The following is a 22392-nucleotide window of genomic DNA, read 5'->3' as shown; positions in this document are numbered from 1 at the left end:
TATGATTTATAGAAGAAGCAGTGCTTTATTTGCTGAAGCACAGCGTTATATTCCTGGAGGGGTAAATTCCCCTGTTAGGGCCTTTAAGGCCGTTGGAGGTAATCCTGTATTTGTGAAGGAGGCCAAAGGGGCATATTTGTATGATGAGGATGGCAACAGATTAATAGATTACATTGCATCCTGGGGGCCGCTCATCTTGGGCCATGCCTATGCTCCCGTAATAGATGCGGTTATTGAGAAGGCAAAAAAGGGAACTTCGTTCGGAATGCCAACGGAAATAGAAACCCAATTGGCAAAGCTGGCGGTTTCCATGGTCCCCAATATAGATAAGATACGTTTTGTAAACAGTGGAACGGAAGCCTGCATGAGTGCTGTGCGTTTGGCCAGGGGATTTACGGGAAAGGACAAAATAATAAAGTTTGCAGGATGCTACCACGGTCATTCGGATTCCTTTTTAATTCAAGCCGGAAGTGGGGCGGTTACCTTTGGTAGTCCAAATAGTCCCGGGGTTACCCAGGGCACTGCAAAGGATACCCTTTTGGCGGCGTATAATAATCTGGAAAGTGTAAAGGCCTTGGCTGCTGCCAATAAAGGAGAAATTGCCGCCATTATTATTGAGCCCGTAGCCGGTAATATGGGATGTATTATTCCGGAAGAAAATTTTATTAAGGGGTTGCGTGAACTTTGTGACCAAGAGGATATATTGCTGATTTTTGATGAGGTTATGACCGGGTTCAGATTGGCAAAAGGAGGTGCCCAGGAAGTATTGGGGGTAGATGCCGATATTGTTACTTTTGGGAAGGTTATTGGAGGAGGATTGCCTGTTGGTGCTTTTGCGGCCAGAGAGGAGATCATGGGGCATTTGGCTCCTGATGGTCCAGTGTATCAAGCGGGAACTTTAAGCGGAAACCCCTTGGCAATGAGTGCCGGATTGGCAATGTTGACCGAATTGAACAATAACCCTGAAGTTTTTAGGAGTTTGGCCGATAAGACCAAATACTTGGGAAAAGGAATGGCAAAGGTGTTGACGGATAATCATATTCCTTTTCAGATGAATAGGTTCGGCTCCATGATCTCTATACATTTTACAGAAGAACCAGTGGTAGATTTTGAAACATCGGCCAAAGGCAACAATGCCGTTTTTAAGAAATATTTCCACGGTATGCTCAACCAGGGGATATACTTGCCGCCAAGTGCGTTTGAAAGTTACTTCTTAAACGATGCCCTAAGTTATGAAGATTTGGACGAGACCATCGCCGCGCTCGCCAATATTGCCAAGGATCTACATTGATCAATAAAAGTAAGAAGGCTAAATAGACACCAATCTGCCTATTTAGCCTTCTGTATTAAAGAGGGGAAGAAGTTTTATTTTCCAGACCTTTTGCCCTTTTCCTCCATTCCTCTACCTTTTCTATGGCCTTCCCGGTTTTTTTTCATCTTTTCCCATTTCTCATATTGCTCCTTGTTCAATATTTTCTTCATCTTTTCTTTTTGGGCTATCTGATGATCCAGCATGGCAGTTTTCATGGCATAACGCTCTTCAGAAGTTAATTTTTTAGCCTCGCCACTTTCTTTTCTCGCCTTCATTTCATCCATTTTCTCCGAACGTTTCACGGCATTTTCCAGGTTTATACTTTGAATTTCCTTTTGTTGGGCATCGCTAAGGTCCAGGGCCAGGGTCATCTGCTTCGTTTGCAGGGTGGCAATTTGTTCAGGGCTCATATCCTTCATATCGCCTCTGTGGCCTCTTTCTCGTTCTGGTTTTTGTGCCATGGCGGTTATACCGGCCATCAATACAATTAATACAACTATCTTTTTCATATTATTTATTATTTACTGTTTTGTATATAGGACAATATGATATTGGATTGGTTTAACGGGAAGGTTTATTTTATGGCAATTTTAACAGCTGTCATATATGGATGTGAGGGGAGGATAAGTAATGTTGAAGGCAAATTATTTAGTCCCTAACGGATTAGGGATAGGTGTATTGGCAAATTTAAAAAGGGCATAAACCTTGGTTTATGCCCTTTTTCAAAACAAATTATTGGATTGTTGTTATTGTACGTTTATCAAGTGGTTTTCAGAGTTACTGGCCAAAGCTTCTGTAGTAACTTCCGATTTTTCAATTGAGATCAAGTCTTTATTTGCTTCAGTATTGTCAGTCAGATTATTATAAACCAATGCGGATACGAAAAAACAAATAAAATATAAGAGACTTTTTATTTTGTAGGACATAGATTTGGGGTTTTTATTATACCTCTAAGATATATAATCTATTGCCTCCAAATTGGCCAATGTTGTGAAACCTATTTAAAGTTGTTGTAAAATGACCAATAAATGTGGTCGTGAATTTTAAAAGAGAGCAGAAGTGGACTTATTCCTGAATTTTCTCCAGTTTTGCCAACTGATAGTCAAGATCCAAATTATCGGATGGGAGCTCAATGATTTCTGCCGAATCCCTATTGTTTTTATTGTTATTTTCGGGCTCCAAGGCATAGTACAAAACAGCTGAAGCTACAAAACAAATAAAATACAATAAGCTTTTTATTTTATAGGACATAGATTGGGGGGTATTAATAAAGGTCTGAAAGTAGGAAAAATATTAAATGCCGGAAAATAAATATTGTTAAATTTTACATTTAATCGTCAAAAGGTATCCGTTCAACGGAAAAATATAGAATTTAGGTTTAAAAAAGGGCTATCTATTAAAATAGCCCTTTTTAATTATATTGAATGTTATTTTTAAAACATTTCAGGTGGATCTTATATTGTGATCGATCTAAGCGTTGGGGTCCAAAATCAATTCTATCCGGTCCACTGCATCTTGTAAATGATACTTAGTCATGGGATCTATTGTTCTATTGATTGCATTTTTTAGGTCTTTTCTAAGAATATTCAATTCCGCTCTTGCAATTGAGCGAATATCGGACTGACCGGTGTTGATCGGCGTGGATTTTTGATATCCTCCAGAATCTCCCTTTTTGCTTTCGTTGTCAGCGGTCATCAAAAAGGCCAACCTTTCAATATGTGCCTTTTGTAGATTTCTTCTATAGGTGTCAATTTTGCTCCCATTTCGTGTTTCGGACCACAGCCCTTTTCTAAGGTCGCCCATCATTTCCAACAGGGAATAGGCCTCTGTACCGTTCAGAGTTTGGTTCTCGATCATCCTGGCCATTTTGCCTAAACTCAATATATTGTCCAGTGTTCTAACTTGCAGGCTTCTTATGCGCTCTACTGAACCTGAATACTCTATTTTATTAAAAATGTTTGGAACGATCAACCATTCTGGAGTTTGGAATAATTGTTCCTGAACAAATAGCAGGCAGTTTCTTTGATGCTCCCTGTCAACAGGGGTATAGACAGCCCCTTCCTGATCATAGGTCTTATACTGCTCATAAACACCGCCAATATTATTGCTAACATGCCCCATATATCTATTAAATTGGGAAATTACCTGGCCGTACATGGTGTTTAGATCGTCATATTCCTTTCCGTTTTCGGCCGTCCATTCAATTAGTTTTGGAGTTATTCGCTTAAGATTTTCAATACCGTAGGCACTTGCCTTTATGGCGTCGTCTCCCAAATCTTCGGTCTGCGAACTTGGATCAACCACATCTCCTACTTGTTGGTGACCAAATCTGTATAATGGATCACCGGCGTGTTTTAGGATCCAGCTATCCAAGGTTTGCTTTTCCTCTTTGTCCGATTTATCCAAAATGGGTCGGTATCCCCAACCAATGGCATACTTGTCGTATATGCCTATTTCTGGCATAAGGGCTACACCCTCGTCTCCTGGTTGGGCAATATAGTTGAATCTGGCATAGTCCATTATAGATGGCGCCGTACCGTACTTTTTGGTGAAGGAAGCGGAGCGGAGCGAATCGACTGGATAGGCTACACTACTGCCCATGTTGTGGGGCAAACCTAGCGTATGGCCAACTTCGTGCGCAGACACAAATCTAATTAGGCGGCCCATGACCTCCTCCTTAAAAGCAACACCCCTGGCATCGGGGTTAATGGCAGCAGTTTGTACAAAAAACCAGTTTCTTAACAAGGTCATTACATTATGGTACCAATTGATATCGGATTCCAATATTTCACCGGTCCTGGGGTCACTTACATGGGGTCCGTTCGCATTGGGAATAGGGGACGCCAAATAGCGAACTACGGAATAACGCACGTCTTCTGGGGACCATTCTGGATCTTCTTCGGGAGTTGGGGGGTCTTTGGCCAAAATAGCATTTTTGAAGCCGGCAGCCTCAAAAGCAATCTGCCAGTCCTCAATGCCCTGTTTTATAAAGGGAACCCAACTTTTTGGTGTAGCCCTGTCTACATAATATACAATGGGCTTTTTGGGCTCTACAAGTTCTCCGTTTTTAAATTTTTCAATATCCTCTTCTTTCACTTCCAGCCTCCAACGGTCAAGAAAGCGCACGGTTTTGCTCTCCTGGGCATCCAGGCCATAATCCACCTGACCCCTGGCAAACCAACCAACTCGTTTATCGAAATAACGGCGTTTCATTGGTTCTTCCGGGAGCAAAATCATGGAATTGTTTATTTCAATCGAAATAGACCCCAAACTTCCATTGGAAGGAGGGTTACTGGCCACATAGGTCTTTACATGTCTTGCCTCAATATTTAAGGGATAACTTTTTAGGGTGCTTATATAGCTTCTGGAGTCGTCCAAACGTGAAACCTTATATTCCTTGCGATAATGTTCCGGCATGCCCAGGGCATTTACATCTTTCTCAAAGAGATCGTTCACTTGGATAACCGTAGCAGGATGCAAGCTGTCTTTCTTAAAAGCCTTGATATCGAATGAATATAATACAGGTTCAAAATTGGAGTTTACCACGGCTTCACTAACCGGGAGTGAATCGGCGGCAACAATATCATAGCTTACTACCCTAAGCAGGACTTTTTTGGGCAACTTCTCCCATCTTAGCACCTTGGTATTTATTTTTCCACCTCCGAAGCCAATACCCGTAGCTGTTTTGGAAATTCTGCTTACCATTAGCATTTCCTTGTTAAAAAGGGAGTCCGGTATTTCGTAGTAATGACTTTCATCTACTACATGCACATCAAAAAGGCCCTTATCCGTTTTGGCATCTTTGGTGATTACCTTTTCATAGGGTTCTATTTCTCCTTTTTTGGATTTTTCCTTGGTGTCGGACGATTCAGATTTCGCATCCTTCTTTTTAAAAATTTGTGCTTCTACAGTATGGAAGCATCCTATAAGTACAAATGTAAATAACGCTTTCGCGAGTAAATTTTTAATCATATTTCGGGCAATTTTTATGAATACATCTAATCTTTCAAAGAACTAAAAATAATTTAAATTCTGGAAGTGGTTTGGAATTATTGCCCAATTACAAAATAATTAACGGAATTATAGGTCTTTTGGAATCTTAGGGCCCCAATTCCAGTATTCTATTGGAGCAAAGAAAAAAATAACATAGAGGTTGTAACATTTTCACATAGTACAAGTCTATTAGATTAGAGAATTTCTTTTTATAGTTTAATGGAATTAAGCTTTGTAAGGCCTTTGTGGAAACAAAGGCTTTACTTTTTTTAAGATTTTTCCGGCACCGTCGTCTAAATAGAACCTATAAATTAGAAGAGCAGGGGAATTACGAATTGGAACAATAGTATAAGCAATACCACCGAGATTAGGTTAAGAACTATTCCCACCCTTGCCATTTGATATACCTTTATGTATCCACTGGCAAAAACTATGGCATTGGGGGGCGTGGCCATGGGCAACATAAAGGCGCAGCTACTGGCAATGGTTACCGGAATCAATAAATAAAGTACAGGAACCCCAAGACCTATTGCTATACCTGCAACAACAGGAGCAAGGACTGCAACCAAAGCTACATTGCTCATTAATTCTGTCATGAAGAGCATCAATAGTATTAACAGGGATGCTGTAAATAATATACTTATATCGCTAGTAGAAATTGCGTTTGCCACCATATCTACAATACCACTTGTAGACATTCCTTCGGCCAGGGCAAGTCCACCTCCAAACAATATTAGAATTCCCCAGGCCAATTTTTCGGTATCACTCCAGCCAATTATAAAATCACCTTTTTTAAAGTTAAAGGGAATCGCAAAGAGGGAAACCGCGGCTATCATACTTATGATGGTGTCCGATAATCCTAAGGACGGAAAAATACTGTTGATCAATGTTCTAAATATCCATAGGAAAACCGTTATTCCAAAGATAGTGAGCACCATTTTTTCTTTACGGCTCGTAGGTCCCAATTTTTTTAATTCTTCCTGAATAATCTGTTTGGAACCTGTAAATTTTAATTGCTTATTGGGAAAAAACCATTTTACAAGGACTAGATAACAAATGGTTACCAGAATGGTTGAAAATGGCAATCCAACAACCATCCATTTAAGAAAGGAGATTTCAATATTGTATTCGTTTTCCAGTAAACCAATTAGAATTGAATTTGGCGGGGTTCCGATAACGGTTGCTATGCCCCCGGCGTTTGCGGAAAAGGCGATTCCCAACATTACATTGAGGGCAAAATTGCGATCATCCTTGGTAAAGCCATCGGCATCGTTTACCAAAAGTCCGATAACGGACATGGCAATGGGGAGCATAACCACAGTACTTGCGGTATTGCTGATCCACATGCTTAAAGCAGCCGTAGCGATCATAAACCCTAGGACTACCTTGTTCGGTGTAGTTCCGGTAATTCTTATGATGTTGAGGGCAATACGTTTATGTAAGTTCACTTTTTCCAGAGCCAGGGCCATTACAAAGCCTCCAAAAAACAGAAAAATGATGGGACTTCCATAGTTGGCGCCTACGTCGTTGATGGGCATAATCTTTAGGAGGGGAAACAAAATAAGGGGCAACAGGGCCGCCACCGAAATGGATACGGCTTCGGTTATCCACCAAACTACCATCCAGACCGCCACGGCGATTACCGCATCGCCTTTTTCGGAGACTAGGGTATTAGGTAAATTTAGAAGAATAAAAAAGAAGATAGGGCCTAATAATAATCCTAATTTTTTGCTCAAATCCATATGGGAGGTTTATGGTGTTCTAAACTAGGTTATTTCCGGCAGTTATAAAAATGTAAACTGATATGTAGTTTTAGTTTTTGTGATATTGTTTCCAATTAGTTGAAAATGGACTCCACGCTTATCAAATTAAGGTCTTTGTCCACCGCACCGTAAAATGTTTTTACAACCGATAGCTCTCCTATGTTAAGAATCGTATCCTTGGTCCGGTAACCGGCAACAAAAAATAGTTTATTGTTTATTTCCAATATTTCTGGAATAAAGCTCCCCTTGTAATTTAATTTTTTGATTTCCGTACCGGTAGGGTCGAATTTGCGCAAATAGCCATCGCCTGTTGAGATTATAAAAGAATCTCCCAAGGAGATCATTGCTTGGATTTTATTGTCTACATCAAAATAGTGGGTTTTGATAAGGTTTCCTTCCGAATCTGTAATGCTGAGCTCGCCATTGCCGTAGGCAACCAAGCTGCTATTGGACAATTGTATGAGGTGGTAAGCACCGTTTAGATGGTTGGCTTCGGTGATTTGCGTCCCCAAGACGGAATTACTAAGTTCTGCCGTTTTTGTAACGGTCAAATTGGAATCGAAAAACACTAGAATCGGGCTATAGTTGCTAATGAAGGGTAGGATGATATTCTTGTCGAATGTGGCTCCAAAAGCAATATAACCAGTGCTTGTCTTGATCATGTCGGTCAGCACGGCATTGTTGGATCCAACAGTTTTAAACTGTACATCGAAGGCATCGCCATTGGCATTCCTGTTTTCAATAACTGCTTTATAGGTGCCATTGTCTTTTTGTGTTCCGAAGAATATGGAATTTGCACCTTCTTTTAAATAGCCATAAAGGTATTTGGTAGCAGAACTTAAGGTAGCTGTTAGGGCCCAGTTGTTATTTAGGGTTACTTCCTGAGACCCGTATAACTCCGGAAGGGTACGGGAAAAATGGATGTTCTTGTTACCGTTGCCCAGAAAATTTACATAGGCATTTTCAGTATTGAACTGTTGGTCGGCAATATAATTTGAGGTAGGTATAAGGTTGGTTCCCAATTCTTTGTAGTAGAATTTGGAAATGGTCAGGTTTACTAGATCCTCGATTTTTTCCAGATAGAAAATATTGCCATTTAGGGGGTCAATGCCCAGTTCTATTGGTAGCCCATTATATCCTAGGGGAATTTCGGGGAACAGGTAATAGGATTCCACTGGGGTTTCCACAAAAATTGTTTTGGTAAAGGTTTTACTATGTTTTTGGTCATCGTAGACAACTAGGGTAATTGTAAAACTGCCTCCTTGCTGATAGGTTACGGAAGGGCTTTCTTGGTTGCTTATTTCATTATTACCAAAATCATAGGAAAAAATAACGGCATTTTCGGAACAATTGGTCAATTGTAAAGCTTCTCCAAGGGCTATGGTATCCGTGCTTGACGTAAAACAGGCCGTCAAATCTATCTCCTCATCGGGAGTGTTGCCCTCCTTATCGTCCTCTTTGGTACAGGATAGTGCAAAAAATGACATGAAAACAATTGCGTAGAAGTTTTTCATACAAATAGATTTGGGATCTATTAGTACTAACGTGGAAATGCCGCTCTTATTTCAGTATTTCGATGTAATACAGGGATTTAACGTTGATAGTGCCAGGTTAGTGGCAAACTAAAAAACTATGGAATCTGTGGCTATTTTCGGAAGGTCGTAACCTCCGTAATCTATAAATAATTCCCCTTCTTTCGGTTTGCTTACTTGATCTGGTTTTTTAACAGGGGTATTGAACAGATATACAATCTGTAATTTTTTAAACTCTTTTAATTTTGGGAGATGTACCTCTTCAAAATTTGTTCCCATAAGGTTCAAGTTTTTAAGATACTCCAGTTTTTCCAAAGTTTCTATATTTCTTCCTGTTACCGCAGTATTGTCCAACTTTAATACCGTTAGGTGGGGCAAGGTGCTTAGTTTCTCAAAAATGGCATCCGTAACTTGGGTTTCACCCAGGTCTAGGTATACGATCTGATTTATAAGCGAAGTCAGCAGCTCAAAATCTCCATCCGAAAAAGTAGGTTTGTTGATACAGGACACCTTTAGGAACTTACTTTCTTCGTTGACTCTTTCTACGTGGAAGCCTTTATTCTTTATGGCCGAAATGGTATCTGCAGATACTTCTGCAACCACTACGTCCGGGTAGGTGTCATCTTTTTTCTTTGGAAAAAACGAGTGGAACAATTCCTTTTTTAAGCCCATTTCCCCAATACTCTTGTCAAAAGAATTGCCATTGGCTATCCAAGTTTTAATAATATCCAATTCTTCCTTGGAGGGCTGATCCTTATCTTTTGGTGGCATGTGGTCTTCATGGTCCAGTGGCAATATTAATCTGGCGTAGAGGGCGCTGTTCTCGGGGTCGTTCGGCTCAATAATCGCCCCATTTTCACCTCCCTTAAGAATTCCAATTTCTTCCTCCAATAGCAATTCCCCCTTTTCTTTTTTGGTGTTGTGACAGCTTACGCATCTAGTATTGAGGATGGGTTGTACAAGGTCTGTGTAAAGTATTGCCTCTTCCCAATTTTCTTCTTCCAGGGTAGGCATTTCATAAACTTCCGGGCCAACGCCCAATAGGGATTTTATACTGTTGGGCAGAGGTTCAATGAGGTAGTCCGATCCGTGGGTAATATTTCCCCCAAGATGCCCGGTGAACGATATTAGAAATAATAGTGAGTAGGAAAAAAGGACCACCGGCACTCGCTTTATAAAATCGATTTTTGAGGGTGCTGCCAACCTAAGATACATCAACAGAGAAAACAGGGCGGTAACAATACCCAGCCATAAATGAAATTTTACAGTATCAAAGGAATATCCTTCGCCTTTATAAAGCAGATAGCCACTAATACAGGCTATGGTCGCGAAAATAAATGCCCATTGAAATAGGATTCCAATTATTTTGGACCATTCATTATTCTTTCTATCATACCATTGCAACAGTAAGGCGGCAAGAATGAATCCTATTGGTAAATGCACTACAAGGGGGTGTAAGCGCCCTATTAATTGTTGAATAACATCCATAGATCAGCTATTTATTCAATTTTGGGCTATTTTTTTAAATGCTACCTGGCTATGGTAAGATGATAAGTTCTGAAAGAGGAGGATAGATAATTGCATTTTATTGGTTTGGTTGATTTGTGTTTTAGGCAAGAATTTCGTGTATTACATGACCTTCCACATCGGTAAGACGGAAGGGCCTTCCTTGAAAGTCAAAAGTAAATTGTTCGTGGTCAAAACCCAGAAGGTGCATCATAGTGGCGTGCACATCGTGTACCGAGACCTGTCCTTCCAAAGCGGAAAATCCAATTTCATCGGTGAGTCCCCAGCTAGCACCTTTTTTAATGCCCCCTCCGGCCATCCACATGGTGAAGGCATCCCCGTGATGGTCCCTTCCCTTAAAGGCCATTTCTTTTCCTTCCCTGTTTTCCTGCATAGGCGTCCTTCCGAACTCACTTCCCCAGACCACCAAGGTTTCTTCCAATAATCCTCTTTGTTTAAGGTCTAGAAGTAGTGCTGAAATTGGCCTGTCTATTTCTGTACATTTATTTCTTAACCCAAGATCAACGGCATTGGAATGACTGTCGCCATGGCTGTCCCATCCCCAATCGAATAATTGTACAAATCGTACCCCGTCCTCAACGAGTTTTCTGGCCAATAGACAATTGTTGGCAAAGGATTCCTTTCCGGGTTGCACCCCGTACATTTCCTTTATATGCTCTGGTTCATTGTTGATGTTCATGACCTCTGGTACTGCAGTCTGCATACGGTAGGCCATTTCGTACTGATTGATCCTGGCCAGGATCTCTGGATCGGAATATTCGTCAAATTCTTTTTTATTGATGTTGTTTATAGCATCTATGGTACTTTTTTTAAGGTTTCGGGTAATGCCTTTAGGGTCGTCTATATAAAGTACCGGATCTCCTTTGGATCGGCATTGGACTCCTTGGTACACCGAGGGTAAAAAACCACTGCCCCAGACACTTTTTCCGGCATCCGGTGTTTTTCCTCCGGAGGTAAGTACCACAAAGCCTGGCAAATTCTGATTTTCGGACCCCAAACCGTAGGTGACCCAAGATCCTATACTTGGCCTGCCCAATCTGGGACTTCCGGTATGCATGAACAATTGGGCGGGCCCGTGATTGAATTGATCTGTATTTACCGCTTTAAGGAAGGCAACTTCATCCACTACTTTTGAAAAGTGGGGCAGAAAGTTGGAGACCCAATTACCGGATTCCCCGTGCTGCTTAAATTCCGCCTGTGGTCCAAGTAATTTGGGAACTCCGCGGATGAAGGCAAATTTTCGACCTTCCAACAAGGATTGCGGACAGGCCTGATTGTTCAGCTTATGAAGGGTAGGCTTGTAATCGAACATTTCCAGTTGGGAGGGAGCTCCCGCCATATGCAAATAAATAACTGATTTTACCTTGGCAGGGAAAGGGGGAGCCATGGAAGCTAAGGGGTTGATGTCCCTTTCGGTTAGTGCAATTTTAGCTTTGTCATTGTTGCCAAGAAAAGAGTTACAGGACATAAAAAGGGAACCTAAGGCCAAACCTCCCATCCCGGCAACACAATCCTTTATAAAATGCCTTCGGGTCTTTGCCTGTATTTCCCGTTGTAACTTTTCTTTTATTAATCGGTCCAAACTGTTCATAACTACGATTTTGTTAAAAACTCATCCAAGTTCATAATGGCATTGGCCACTACGGTCAATGCTGCTAAATTGGCATCTGTATCGGTTTCAAAAGGAATAAATTCCTTAACATTCTTTGGTTTTTCTTGAAAATCGGAAAGGGAACTGTTGTACAATTCTTTTAAGGCGCTTAATTTTTCTTCGCTAATGTCCGCCAAAACGGCTTTCTTGTATCCCTCCCGTATGCTTTTGTCTACACCTTTGCTCTGGCCCATAAATTTAGCCAAATGATAGGCAGTTTCCAGATATACTGGATCGTTTAGGGTAACCAAGGCCTGTAATGGGGTATTGGTCACCGTTCTACGTACCGTTGATACCTCTCTGCTGCCTGCGTCAAAAGTGAGGAAGGAAGGGTAGGGGCTGGTTCTTTTTAAATAGGTGTATACGCCTTTCCTATACTTGTCCTCTCCTTTACTTTCCACCCAATTACCACCATTGTATACCGTTTGCCAAATACCATCCGGTTGGGGTGGCATAACACTTGGACCGTACATTTTGGTGCTTAAAAGCCCTGATACGGCCAGGGCCTGATCGCGAATTTGCTCTGCACTTAAGCGTATTCTAGGGCCGCGGGCATAGAGTCGGTTTTCAGGATCCAAATTGTATAATTTGGCGTTGTTTTTGGAACTCTGCCTGTAAGTGCCGCTCATCACAATATCTTTCACCAAGGCTTTTATACTCCAATTGTGCTCGTTCATAAATCTTAAAGCCAGCCAATCGAATAATTCTGGATGGGAAGGCGGATCGGATTGGGAGCCCATATCCTCTAAGGAAGCTACTATGCCCCGGCCATAAATTTGCTGCCACACCTTATTGACCAAAGTCCTAGCCGTTAGCGGGTTCTCCTTACTGACAAGCCATCTGGAGAGTCCCAACCTATTTTTTGGCCAGGCATCGTTCCAAGCGTTGAGGCTTTTGGGAGTTCCTGGTTGTACTGTATCGGTTTTCATAAGCCAACTACCCCGCTCAAAAACTTGGGTGATCCGGTTTCTATAGTCCGGGTTTTCAACCATTATAGGTAAGGAGGCTGTATCTGTATTTAATAATTTTAATAAGGTATCTTCAATGGTAGAATATTCGGCTACCGGATCATCAGGCATATCGGGAAGAAAGGCAAACCATGTAAAATATCCCAAGGCAGATTTAGGTGAGACACTATTGTTATCCGTTTCTATATAAAGGTTTAGCTTTTCGTTGGTTTTTTTAAATGGAACTTTTCGTACTAAGTTGCCAGAAGTTTTGTTAATGACAAACTGGGATAGAATTTCTCCCTCGGCATTATCCTTTCTTATCGTCATAGTAGTGCCGTCTAATCCCGAAGAATATTTTAAATACATATACCCCGCACCTTGAGTGTATACATTATTTAAAAAACAGAAACCATTATCCCTTAAGGAAAGCCTTCCTTCTACGTTACCATTTTCGAATTTTTTTATTAAATGCGAATGGTAAATTGGTTCGGTGTAGGTGAGGAAGTTCTGATATTTTTCGGCAATTTGGGGACTGCCGTGGTTGGAAATCCAATCTACTATCTTTTTTATCTCCATTTTTTGGTCCGGAGTATAAAATTTTAGAGTAGGTTCATCTTCAGAAGTATCTTCATCCCTGGAATTGTTGAAAAATGCCATGAGATTGTAATACTCTTTATTTTTAAAGGGGTCATAAGTATGACTATGACATTGTACGCAGCCTATAGTGGTGCTCTGCCATACCTCAAAAGTGGTATTTACTCTGTCTATTACCGCAGCTACCCTAAACTCTTCATCATCTGTTCCTCCTTCTCCGTTATTCATGGTGTTTCTATGGAAAGCCGTTGCAATGAGTTGGTCAACGGATGGTTGAGGTAAAAGATCACCGGCCAACTGCTCAATGGTAAACTGGTCATAGGGCATATCCTGATTGAAGGCCCTTATTACCCAATCACGATATTGCCACATAGTCCTCCCCATATCACTTTCATAACCTTTGGTATCGGCATAGCGGGCTTGGTCCAACCACCAACTGGCCCACTTTTCACCATAACCATCTTGGGACAACAGCTCGTCCACCATATTTTCATAGGTAATCTTTCCGGCGGTAAAATCATTAAACAAGGAATCGTCTGGTGGAAGTCCGGTTATGTCCATGGAAAGTCTTCTGGCTATTACATTGCGCTCTGCTGCAGGACTAGGTTCCAAGTTGTTATTTTCCAAAGTCCTTAAAATAAAGTGGTCTATGTCATTTTGGATAAAACCCTGAGAATCCCCTGAAGAGATACCTGCGGATTGCGTTGTTTCCGGAATTTCCACTTTTTCAGGCAAAGAATAGGCCCAATGCTTGCCCCATTTAGCGCCTTGATCTACCCATTTGGTCAATAGGTCAATTTCCTCTTTTGATAGTTTGGACTTCTTATAGGGCATCCGTAATTCTGGGTCATCTTCCTTTAATCGTTGGATAAACGGACTTTTGGCAGCATTACCAGGTATAATGGCCGGAGTCCCGGATTCTGTATTGGCAAAGGCCTCATCTTCGAATAAAAGACTAAAACCACCACTTTTTTTAACCCCGCCGTGACAGGTAATACAGTTCTTGTTTAAGATGGGTTTTATATCGGCACTAAAATCAACCGTATCGGAAGGTTGCAACATATTCCAAACGGAAACAACAAGCACAACTGCCCCCAATATCAATAGGAATAAATATGCCTTATTTTTCATGGTTTTTACTTTGTTGAATAAAACTCCACTAATAATAAGAATAATTATGCGAATCTATAGATAATATTGTCAAAAAATGTATTAATTAAGAATAGAACATGGAATTGTTAAATAAGGCCTATTTTGAGAATTGTTAAGTTGAATTATTTGTTTGCCGGGAAATTTATAGGTTAAACAATAAAAAAATGCCTACATATCCCAACCTAGAGGTAAAGGATCTGCAAGCATTAAAGATTTTTAAAATTGGTTTAAGGAAAACTTTGCCTAATTATTTCTTTAGCAGCACCATTTTAGTATCGCCCTCGGTGGCTACCTTGATCAACTCGTGCTTGGAAAGGGCCTTCATGGATTTGTCCCATTTTTTTCCACTTAAGCCTGCTTTGGTCTTAAGCTCATCCAGTGCCATTTTGCCTTCCGGCTTTAAAATGGCAAGGATTTCTTTTTCTTCCTCGCTAAGCTCTACTTGTTTCTTCTCCGGTCTCATTTGTGGGAAGAAAAGAACTTCTTGTATAGAGGCATTGTTGGTCATCAACATTACCAATCGATCGATGCCGATACCGATGCCACTTGTTGGAGGCATTCCGTATTCCAGGGCCCTTAGGAAATCTTGATCAATGAACATGGCCTCGTCGTCCCCTTTTTCCGAAAGTTGAAGTTGTTCCTCAAACCTTTCACGCTGGTCAATGGGATCGTTTAGCTCGGAATAGGCATTGGCCAATTCCTTTCCGTTTACCATCAGTTCAAAACGTTCCGTTAATGCGGGATTGTCCCTGTGCTCCTTGCACAATGGACTCATTTCTTTGGGGTAATCTGTGATAAAGGTGGGCTGTACGTAGTGATGTTCACATTTTTCACCGAAAATTTCATCGATAAGCTTGCCAACTCCCATACTATCATCCACCTCAATATTTAATTTTTTGGCAACCTCCCTAAGTTCCACCTCGTTCATCCCGGCTACATCAAAACCGGTATGGATTTTAATGGCTTCCAAAATGGGAACCCTAGGGTAAGGGGCCTTAAATTCTATCTCATTTTTGCCTACGGTTACTTTGGATGTGCCGTTGGAATCGATAGCCACCTTTTCCAAAAGCTTTTCGGTCATGTCCATCATCCAATTGTAATCCTTGTAGGCCACATAAAGCTCCATAACCGTAAACTCGGGGTTATGGGTACGATCCATACCTTCGTTCCTAAAATCCTTGGCAAATTCGTAAACACCATCAAAGCCACCAACAATCAATCTTTTTAGGTAAAGTTCATTCGCTACCCTTAAATATAAAGGGATGTTCAAGGCGTTATGGTGGGTCATAAACGGACGTGCCGCAGCCCCGCCCGGAATGGGTTGCAATATAGGGGTCTCTACCTCCAAATAGCCGGCATCGTTAAAAAACTGACGCATACTATTGGTGATCTTGGTACGCTTTATAAAATTTTTCTTAACGCTTGGATTCACTACCAAATCCACGTATCGTTGGCGATAACGCAATTCTGGGTCGTTAAATTCATCGTAGACTTTTCCTTCGGCATCCACTTTTGGCAAGGGTAAAGGACGTAGGGATTTACTCAGCAAGGTAAAATTCCTGACCATGACGGTTTTCTCGCCCACCTGAGTGGTGAAAAGCTCCCCTTCTACGCCAATAATGTCACCAATGTCCAATAATTTCTTATACACATCATTGTACAAGGTCTTGTCATCCCCAGTACAAATTTCGTCCCTGTTGAAATAGACCTGTATACGGCCTTCGCTGTCCTGTAGTTCCGCAAAGGAAGCCTTGCCTTGGATTCTTCTGGACATAAGCCTTCCGGAAAGAACTACCTTTTTGCCTTCCTCATAATTCTCCTTGGCATTTTTAGAAGTGCTATTTACTGGGTAAAGTGCTGCGGGATAGGGGTCGATGCCCAATTCCCGTAACTTGCCAAGTTTTTCCCTTCTAATTACTTCTTGTTCCGAAAGTTGCATATTCTTATAAATTAAGGCTGCAAATATAGGCACTCTGCGTTAATCTATCAATCCAAAAATTGGAATTGATTGTTTTCAAAACAGTGTATTCAAAATATTCCCAATTCCTTGTAACAAAATGTCTGTTTTTTAGTCTTATTGGTACATCTGTCCCGCCAAAGGACGGCATCAATCAAAAATCGAAAAAAGCATGGGCTGTTTTAGGGTCTTGTTGGCCATTATTTTCCCACCCTTGGCCGTAATTGGCAAGGGGTGCGGATCTTTTATTATCGTTTTTCTGCTTACCCTTTGCGGGTGGGTGCCCGGTGTTATCGCCGCCTTGATCATCCTTAACAATCCGAACTAAAAGCGTGTAGTTTGCTTTATGGTGGGAGTTTGTATCTTTGCAGGATGAACAAAAGTATTCTCTTAGAAGATTTGGGGCACAAGGATTACAAGGAAACTTGGGATTACCAGGAAGAATTGTTCCAGTCTATTTTGGACTTAAAAATTAAGAATAGGAGGGAGGGCTCCCAGCTGGAAACGCCCAATCATTTTTTGTTTGTAGAGCATCCGCATGTATATACTTTGGGTAAAAGCGGGGATATGGATAACCTATTGGTAGATGAAAACGTACTTACCGAAAAAGGCGCAAAATTCTACAAAATAAACAGGGGTGGGGACATCACCTATCACGGGCCTGGACAGATTGTGGGCTACCCTATTCTTGATCTTGATAATTTCTTTACAGACATTCATAAATACCTCAGGTTTTTGGAAGAGATGGTGATTCTTACCTTGGCCGACTACGGGCTAAACGCAGAGCGATCCAACGGGGAAACCGGAGTTTGGTTGGACGTAGGTACCCCATTCGCCAGAAAGATCTGTGCCATGGGCGTACGAGCCAGTAGGTGGGTTACCATGCATGGTTTTGCCTTGAACGTAAATGCCGATCTGGGCTATTTTGATCTGATGATTCCCTGTGGGATCAAAGGCAAAGCGGTAACTTCGTTGAATGTAGAGCTAGGTAAAAAGGAAGTGGATATGAACGAGGTGAAACAAAAGCTGCTGAAGCATTTTGAAACGCTTTTTGAAGCAGAAATTATAAAACAAAAAACCGAGGTGTAAGCCTCGGTTTTTTGTTTTTCTTAAATTCTACCAATTTAGTTATTGAACTTGGTGAGAAGCATTTGGGTGGTAAGATCACCTTTTTTATTGTAGGTTTCCTGCTTTACCATTCCTACTCCTTCTGCAAGCCATAACTTGGATTGCATTGTTTGTTTTACGCCCATGGTCTCAGAAACATTGTCCTGGGTTATCACGTAACACTCATAGGTTCCTGCTGGCGTGTTGACACTTTCTTTTTTTTCCACTATCCTATTTAGCTGGTCCACTTTAATATTCATGTTCATGCCAGTCATTTTGATGGACATGGCTACATTGGCGTCGTCTAAGCCCTGTCCGACACTAAGGTCGTTGGGCAACTCTATGTCTGTTCCACTAATCTCCATTTCCATCCCCATATCCGTATATTGTTTCATCATTTGTGCCGGTACCAGTGAATTGTAGTCTATCTTGACTACATCCCCTGTACAGTTAAGCTTGTAATCGGATACAAATATTTCCTTTCCTTTTTCATCGGTAAACTTCATATTCATTGTGGCGGTAGTAACGCCACCTGAATTTTCAACATTTGTAATGGAGTAGTCGGTTATTCCTTCTGTCTTTCCTTTTTTGTTGGTCATGGTATATTGAAAACTTGTACCTTCTTCCATTGGGTAGTATTTACTACAGTTCTGGGACAATGCTGTTGAGGAAACAAGGAAAAGGCTATAAATTAGGATAAGTGTTCTCATATTTTTTATTTAAGATGGATATGTTTAACGTTATATTTTTTTGAAAACTACACGCCTGTTTTGGGCTTTGCCGTCGGGAGTATTATTGTCCCCTATGGGTTCGTTTTCTCCCTTGCCTTGGGTTTGCAAACGGCTGTCTGAAATACCATAAACGCTAACCAAGGCGTTTTTCACTGCTGCAGCTCGCTTTTGGGACAGGCTTAAATTGGTATCTTCTGGGCCATCGGCGTCTGTATGTCCAATGATCATTAGGTTCATTCCGTTTTCTTCCTGTAAAACTTGAGAAATTTGTCGAATGATTCCCATGGATTGTGGTTGGATGTTGGCCGATCCTGAATCGAACAAAATACCATTGGTGGAGACTTCCCCCTCGGAAATCAATTTCCGTCTAAGGTCTACCCCTCCTTCTGCAACTTTCAAATTGGAGATAAAAATACGTTCCTTTCCATCCTTAAAATTGTTCATATGAAATTTTAAAGATTTCAATATAGCTCCTTGAGGAACCATCCTAGGGATATCGATATGTTTTTCTTCGTTGACCCATAATCGAAACCGCTGCTTATTCACGGCGACGGAAATATGTGGTCTGTCCACAATCTCATCTCTTAGATCGGCCTTGACTACACTGTATATTTCCCTTTTGTTATTAATGTGATTGGCCATGGTGATGCCTATTGGGGAATATAAGCAAAAAGGGATATGGGCATGTACGAAATTGGCACCGTCCTTAAATTTGTCGTCATCACTTAGTGCTACTCTAAGAAATGCCGTAGAAGAAGTCTTGTTGTCCAATCCAAGGGCCATTACATCAAATTCAATGGTGTATTCCTCAGGTAGATTTGGTATGTCTGGAATAAAATAAATGTTGTATCCAGAAATCAATTCTAACCACTTTTCACTGGAGTCATTTATGGATACAACTTCCCCGCCACCGTTGGTATTCCATTTGGAAGGAAAATCTCCAATGAACTCATTCGAGAAATCATCATAAAACAGAGGTTTGTCACCGGGTACATAGTCAAACTTACTGTATACCTCAATGGTTTTTACGCCACCCGTAGAGGGCATATCTTTACTATTGCCAATATTACCTCCCGGATTTTCCTGTCCAGCTGGAGGTAGTGGGTTCTCAACCTGAGGGTTGGTGGAAGGACCCTTGCTGCCGGGCTCCAAGATGCTGTCCAATACTTCATCTGTCTTTTTTGAGGCTTCCCTGTCTACCCTGTTTTCTACAGTCCGTTCTACAGCCCTTTCTGCCCGCTTTCCCAGTTTTTTCAATATTTGTCCTTGAAGGGCGGTGGAAAAGAAGAATAGCAATAGAAAAGCGGGAATTGCTCTGGGGAATATTTTGAAAGGATTCATAATCTTTAATTTTAATGTTCTCGCAGTGTTTTTTACCTCAATCAACTTTAGGTCAGTATATTAACTAAAATTAACAAAATTTAAGGCTTGTGCCTTCAGAGGTGTATATCTTGCCTGTTTTTATGTATTAATGGTGCGTTAAAACCAATGGTTAACATTTACATTAAAAAAGTTTGCAAGAAAAGAGATACGGCAGGGGATAGTGAAGCCCTAAAATGTAAGATTAATGAGAAATTAAAAGAATATTTTTCCTATCGAAAAAATCGAAAAAGCTTACTTAATCCAGGATTATGGTTGAGATATTGCTTCCTTATTTTTCCTAATTTATTTTGTATACGATGATGGAGTTGTCCTGGTCCTTTGCTACAAGTTCCAGCTTATGGTCGTTGTCCATATCAATGAGATCAATACTGGAATTCCCGGGTACAGGAAAATTGGAAACGGCTTCTGCCTGACTGTCGAAAAGATAAATCTTTTGGTTCTGAATATCAGTAACACTGATGTATATCTTGTCGTTCAAATAGAAAATCCTCGGTTTGGAATATACCCCAAGATCCAATTCCACTTTTTTGCTCCTTATGGTCAGTACATTGTCGTTCATAATCGCCAAGGTGTTACTTGTGGCATCCAAACCATGGTCTGGGAGTAGGTTTAGATTGGCTGTGGTTGTTTTTCCTTTTTCATCTATTTGGAAAAGATGGCCTTTGGTGTCGGTAACCGTAAACTTGTTTTTATGCAGAAGAACCTCATTGTCTGAAAAATTTATTTTATTGGATACATTCACCCGTGTGTCACCGGTCCTGGATAATATTTTCAATTCTCCACCTTCCTGTTTCATGACCAAATAATCCTTTTTTCCTACCCTTAAATGCTTGGGTGTCCCCAGTATGGGGTTTGCTGCCTTAGTGTACTTAAAGCCTTTTACAATCTGGCCCGCGCTATTGTACAAAAATAGTTTTGTTCCCTGGGTGACCAAAAACCGGTAATCTTTTTTGCGGTCGTAATCAAATACGGCCAAGGGGTTTAAATTGCCACCTTCGTATGAGAAGGTAAAGGGAGGCACGTCCTTACCATTTCTATCTACAATCATAAACTGATTATCCGTAGTGAAGGCCAATTGCAGTCTTCCATTTTTGTAAAGGTCTACTTGCTCTACACGTCCTTGTATTCTACCGCTTAATTGTTTTTTCCAAATTACCTTGCCGTCCGTAGAAATTAGATAGAGGTTGTTGTCTTGGTCCTGGACTATAATTTCGTCCTTATTTGTCCTGTGGTTTTTTACAAATTGAGGTGGTGTCACTATTTCTGTATCCAGCTGCAGGGTGAAATAGGGAATGGTTTTGTTCAATGTAGTTTCGTGGGCAATTTTTTGGAAAAGTATGTTGGTGTGATGAAAATTGTCATCCGCAACCATTTGCGCGGCAAAGGAATACTGGGATAGTTCTTTGATTTTAACGTTTTTGGAAATGCCCTTGTCCGTGTATTGATCCAAAAAATATTCAATACCATCTGCATTGGATACAAAAAGCATGGACGATTCGTCTGCCAACTGTTCTTTTGCTGTTTTGTAAACCGATGTTTTTTCAAAAGTGGAAACATTTTTAAAATTTCCAATGAAGGTCTTTAAGGTCTCCGGATTCGGGGAGAAAACAAACGCATTTTCTATGATGGTATAATAATTGGCCTCAAAATCCTGTATTAGTGGGTTGAAATAATGATTAAGAAAATCCGACTTGGAGAGCCCAACAATTTCATTACCTTGGTATTCTTCCGAAGTTTTTTCCAACTTATCCAGGTAGTTCAGGATATTCTCGGAACCGTAGGTATGCAGAATAACCGCTTTCTCCTTGTTCATGTATACAAATCCAATTTCTTCCACAGCATTAAAGGTGGTATCTATAACAATGGATCTGTCCAAATATCTTTTTTGGTTTAGGGCAAAGTTTTCGTAATTGTCAAAAGTAAAGGCCATAATGGCATCGGAGGCCATTGGGGCCAGAGCGGGCGTCTTGGGAGTTAGGGCATGACTGTTTTTAAAAAGATTGCTGTAATTGATAATAGAATCGTTGGCCATGCTAATGCCATTTAGTTTTAGGTGGTCCTTATTGGTGTTAAAATCCAGGGATACCCAGTCCGTAAACTTGGATATATCCACTTTATGCCCATCGGACAAAATGTGGTTAAGCAAGGGATTACTTTTATTGGTGTTTATAAATATATTGGCACTACTCTGATTATTGGCGATTTGATACAATTTATTCAAGGATTCGTCAGCTGTTAAGTCCCTTTCATTGCGAAGAATGTTTTCGATCAGCATCTGCGCGGAGCTTACAATTATTTTGTCTTCCAAAACCGTGGAAAAGAAATTGGCCCCGTCCACGGTGTAGCTGTCAAAGTTTTTCCCTTCATAACTTATGTTTTCAACCACTTTATTCTTGCCATCCTCAATTTGAAAAAGATCATCACTGTTTTGGGCAATTAATAGCAGTTCAAAATTTGCCTTTCCCAATTCCACGAAGGCCAGAATACTCTCTCCATTGGGCTGGATATATTTTAAGGATTCTAGTTTTTCCAGTATGGAGGTATAGGGGGGTGTAAGGGATAAGGTCTTGAGAAGGTCACTGTTCTCCAGTTCACTGGAAAAAGAGGGCTTGTCGTTTAATTTAATAATAATGGCACTGTTATGGGGAACGTAGTAGAGTATTGGTGAGGTCTTAGTGCTTTGTTCTGTGCATGCGATCAAGAGTATAAAGAGTACAGTAAGTAATTTGAATTTCATAAA

15 protein-coding genes are annotated in these 22392 nt (G+C 40.8%); 3 read left to right on the top strand and 12 right to left on the bottom strand.

All coding sequences use genetic code 11. The features are described 5' to 3' along the window. Nucleotide 1 precedes the first annotated feature (1 nt). The gene (hemL, locus tag U735_RS0118645; protein ID WP_031445271.1) at nucleotides 2-1291 is read left to right on the top strand and encodes a glutamate-1-semialdehyde 2,1-aminomutase; all 1290 of its coding nucleotides are present in this window, start codon (nucleotides 2-4) and stop codon (nucleotides 1289-1291) included. 74 nt (nucleotides 1292-1365) lie between these two features. On the opposite strand, the gene U735_RS0118640 is transcribed toward hemL, so the two are convergent. From U735_RS0118640 to lysS, 9 genes are all read right to left on the bottom strand, one after another. Next, nucleotides 1366-1821: a DUF4890 domain-containing protein gene (locus tag U735_RS0118640; RefSeq protein WP_031445270.1), complete on the bottom strand. Its 456-nt coding sequence runs from the start codon at nucleotides 1819-1821 to the stop codon at nucleotides 1366-1368. Between the two features lie 556 nt (nucleotides 1822-2377). After that, nucleotides 2378-2563, bottom strand: a complete 186-nt coding sequence (locus tag U735_RS0118625; protein WP_031445268.1) for a hypothetical protein — start codon at nucleotides 2561-2563, stop codon at nucleotides 2378-2380. A 219-nt stretch (nucleotides 2564-2782) separates the two neighbouring features. Next, nucleotides 2783-5284, bottom strand: coding sequence for a zinc-dependent metalloprotease (locus U735_RS0118620; protein WP_031445267.1), 2502 nt, complete (start codon nucleotides 5282-5284; stop codon nucleotides 2783-2785). Nucleotides 5285-5616: 332 nt separating this feature from the next. Further along, nucleotides 5617-7047: an SLC13 family permease gene (locus U735_RS0118615; protein WP_031445266.1), complete on the bottom strand. Its 1431-nt coding sequence runs from the start codon at nucleotides 7045-7047 to the stop codon at nucleotides 5617-5619. Nucleotides 7048-7142: 95 nt separating this feature from the next. Beyond that, on the bottom strand, nucleotides 7143-8582 hold the full coding sequence (locus tag U735_RS0118610) for a PKD domain-containing protein (protein WP_146032830.1): 1440 nt from the start codon (nucleotides 8580-8582) through the stop codon (nucleotides 7143-7145). 108 nt (nucleotides 8583-8690) lie between these two features. Further along, on the bottom strand, nucleotides 8691-10088 hold the full coding sequence (locus U735_RS0118605) for a c-type cytochrome domain-containing protein (protein WP_031445264.1): 1398 nt from the start codon (nucleotides 10086-10088) through the stop codon (nucleotides 8691-8693). 121 nt (nucleotides 10089-10209) lie between these two features. Next, a complete protein-coding gene (locus tag U735_RS0118600) occupies nucleotides 10210-11718 on the bottom strand; it encodes a DUF1501 domain-containing protein (protein WP_031445263.1) in 1509 nt (502 codons plus the stop codon). Between the two features lie 2 nt (nucleotides 11719-11720). After that, complete coding sequence (locus tag U735_RS0118595) at nucleotides 11721-14453, bottom strand: PSD1 and planctomycete cytochrome C domain-containing protein (protein WP_031445262.1); 2733 nt, start codon at nucleotides 14451-14453, stop codon at nucleotides 11721-11723. Between the two features lie 268 nt (nucleotides 14454-14721). Beyond that, nucleotides 14722-16413 carry a lysine--tRNA ligase gene (gene lysS, locus U735_RS0118590; RefSeq protein ID WP_031445261.1) on the bottom strand — a complete coding sequence of 564 codons (1692 nt, stop codon included), beginning with the start codon at nucleotides 16411-16413 and terminating at the stop codon, nucleotides 14722-14724. Between the two features lie 190 nt (nucleotides 16414-16603). Between lysS and U735_RS25370 the strand changes: the two genes are divergently transcribed. Together U735_RS25370 and lipB are read left to right on the top strand one after the other, a co-directional pair. Next, nucleotides 16604-16759 carry a YqaE/Pmp3 family membrane protein gene (locus U735_RS25370; RefSeq protein ID WP_072860763.1) on the top strand — a complete coding sequence of 52 codons (156 nt, stop codon included), beginning with the start codon at nucleotides 16604-16606 and terminating at the stop codon, nucleotides 16757-16759. Nucleotides 16760-16803: 44 nt separating this feature from the next. Next, on the top strand, nucleotides 16804-17520 hold the full coding sequence (gene lipB, locus U735_RS0118575) for a lipoyl(octanoyl) transferase LipB (protein ID WP_031445260.1): 717 nt from the start codon (nucleotides 16804-16806) through the stop codon (nucleotides 17518-17520). A gap of 35 nt (nucleotides 17521-17555) precedes the next feature. On the opposite strand, the gene U735_RS0118570 is transcribed toward lipB, so the two are convergent. From U735_RS0118570 to U735_RS0118555, 3 genes are all read right to left on the bottom strand, one after another. After that, on the bottom strand, nucleotides 17556-18248 hold the full coding sequence (locus U735_RS0118570) for a TapB family protein (RefSeq protein ID WP_031445259.1): 693 nt from the start codon (nucleotides 18246-18248) through the stop codon (nucleotides 17556-17558). Between the two features lie 30 nt (nucleotides 18249-18278). Continuing rightward, nucleotides 18279-19610: an OmpA family protein gene (locus U735_RS0118565; protein WP_051892239.1), complete on the bottom strand. Its 1332-nt coding sequence runs from the start codon at nucleotides 19608-19610 to the stop codon at nucleotides 18279-18281. A gap of 319 nt (nucleotides 19611-19929) precedes the next feature. Further along, a complete protein-coding gene (locus U735_RS0118555; protein WP_031445256.1) occupies nucleotides 19930-22389 on the bottom strand; it encodes a hypothetical protein in 2460 nt (819 codons plus the stop codon). Between the last annotated feature and the right edge of the window lie 3 nt (nucleotides 22390-22392).

This window comes from Arenibacter algicola (assembly GCF_000733925.1).
In the GTDB taxonomy this organism is placed as follows: Bacteria; Bacteroidota; Bacteroidia; order Flavobacteriales; family Flavobacteriaceae; genus Arenibacter; species Arenibacter algicola.
Note: the sequence above shows the minus strand (reverse complement) of the source record. Positions and strands in the feature narration are given on the sequence as shown.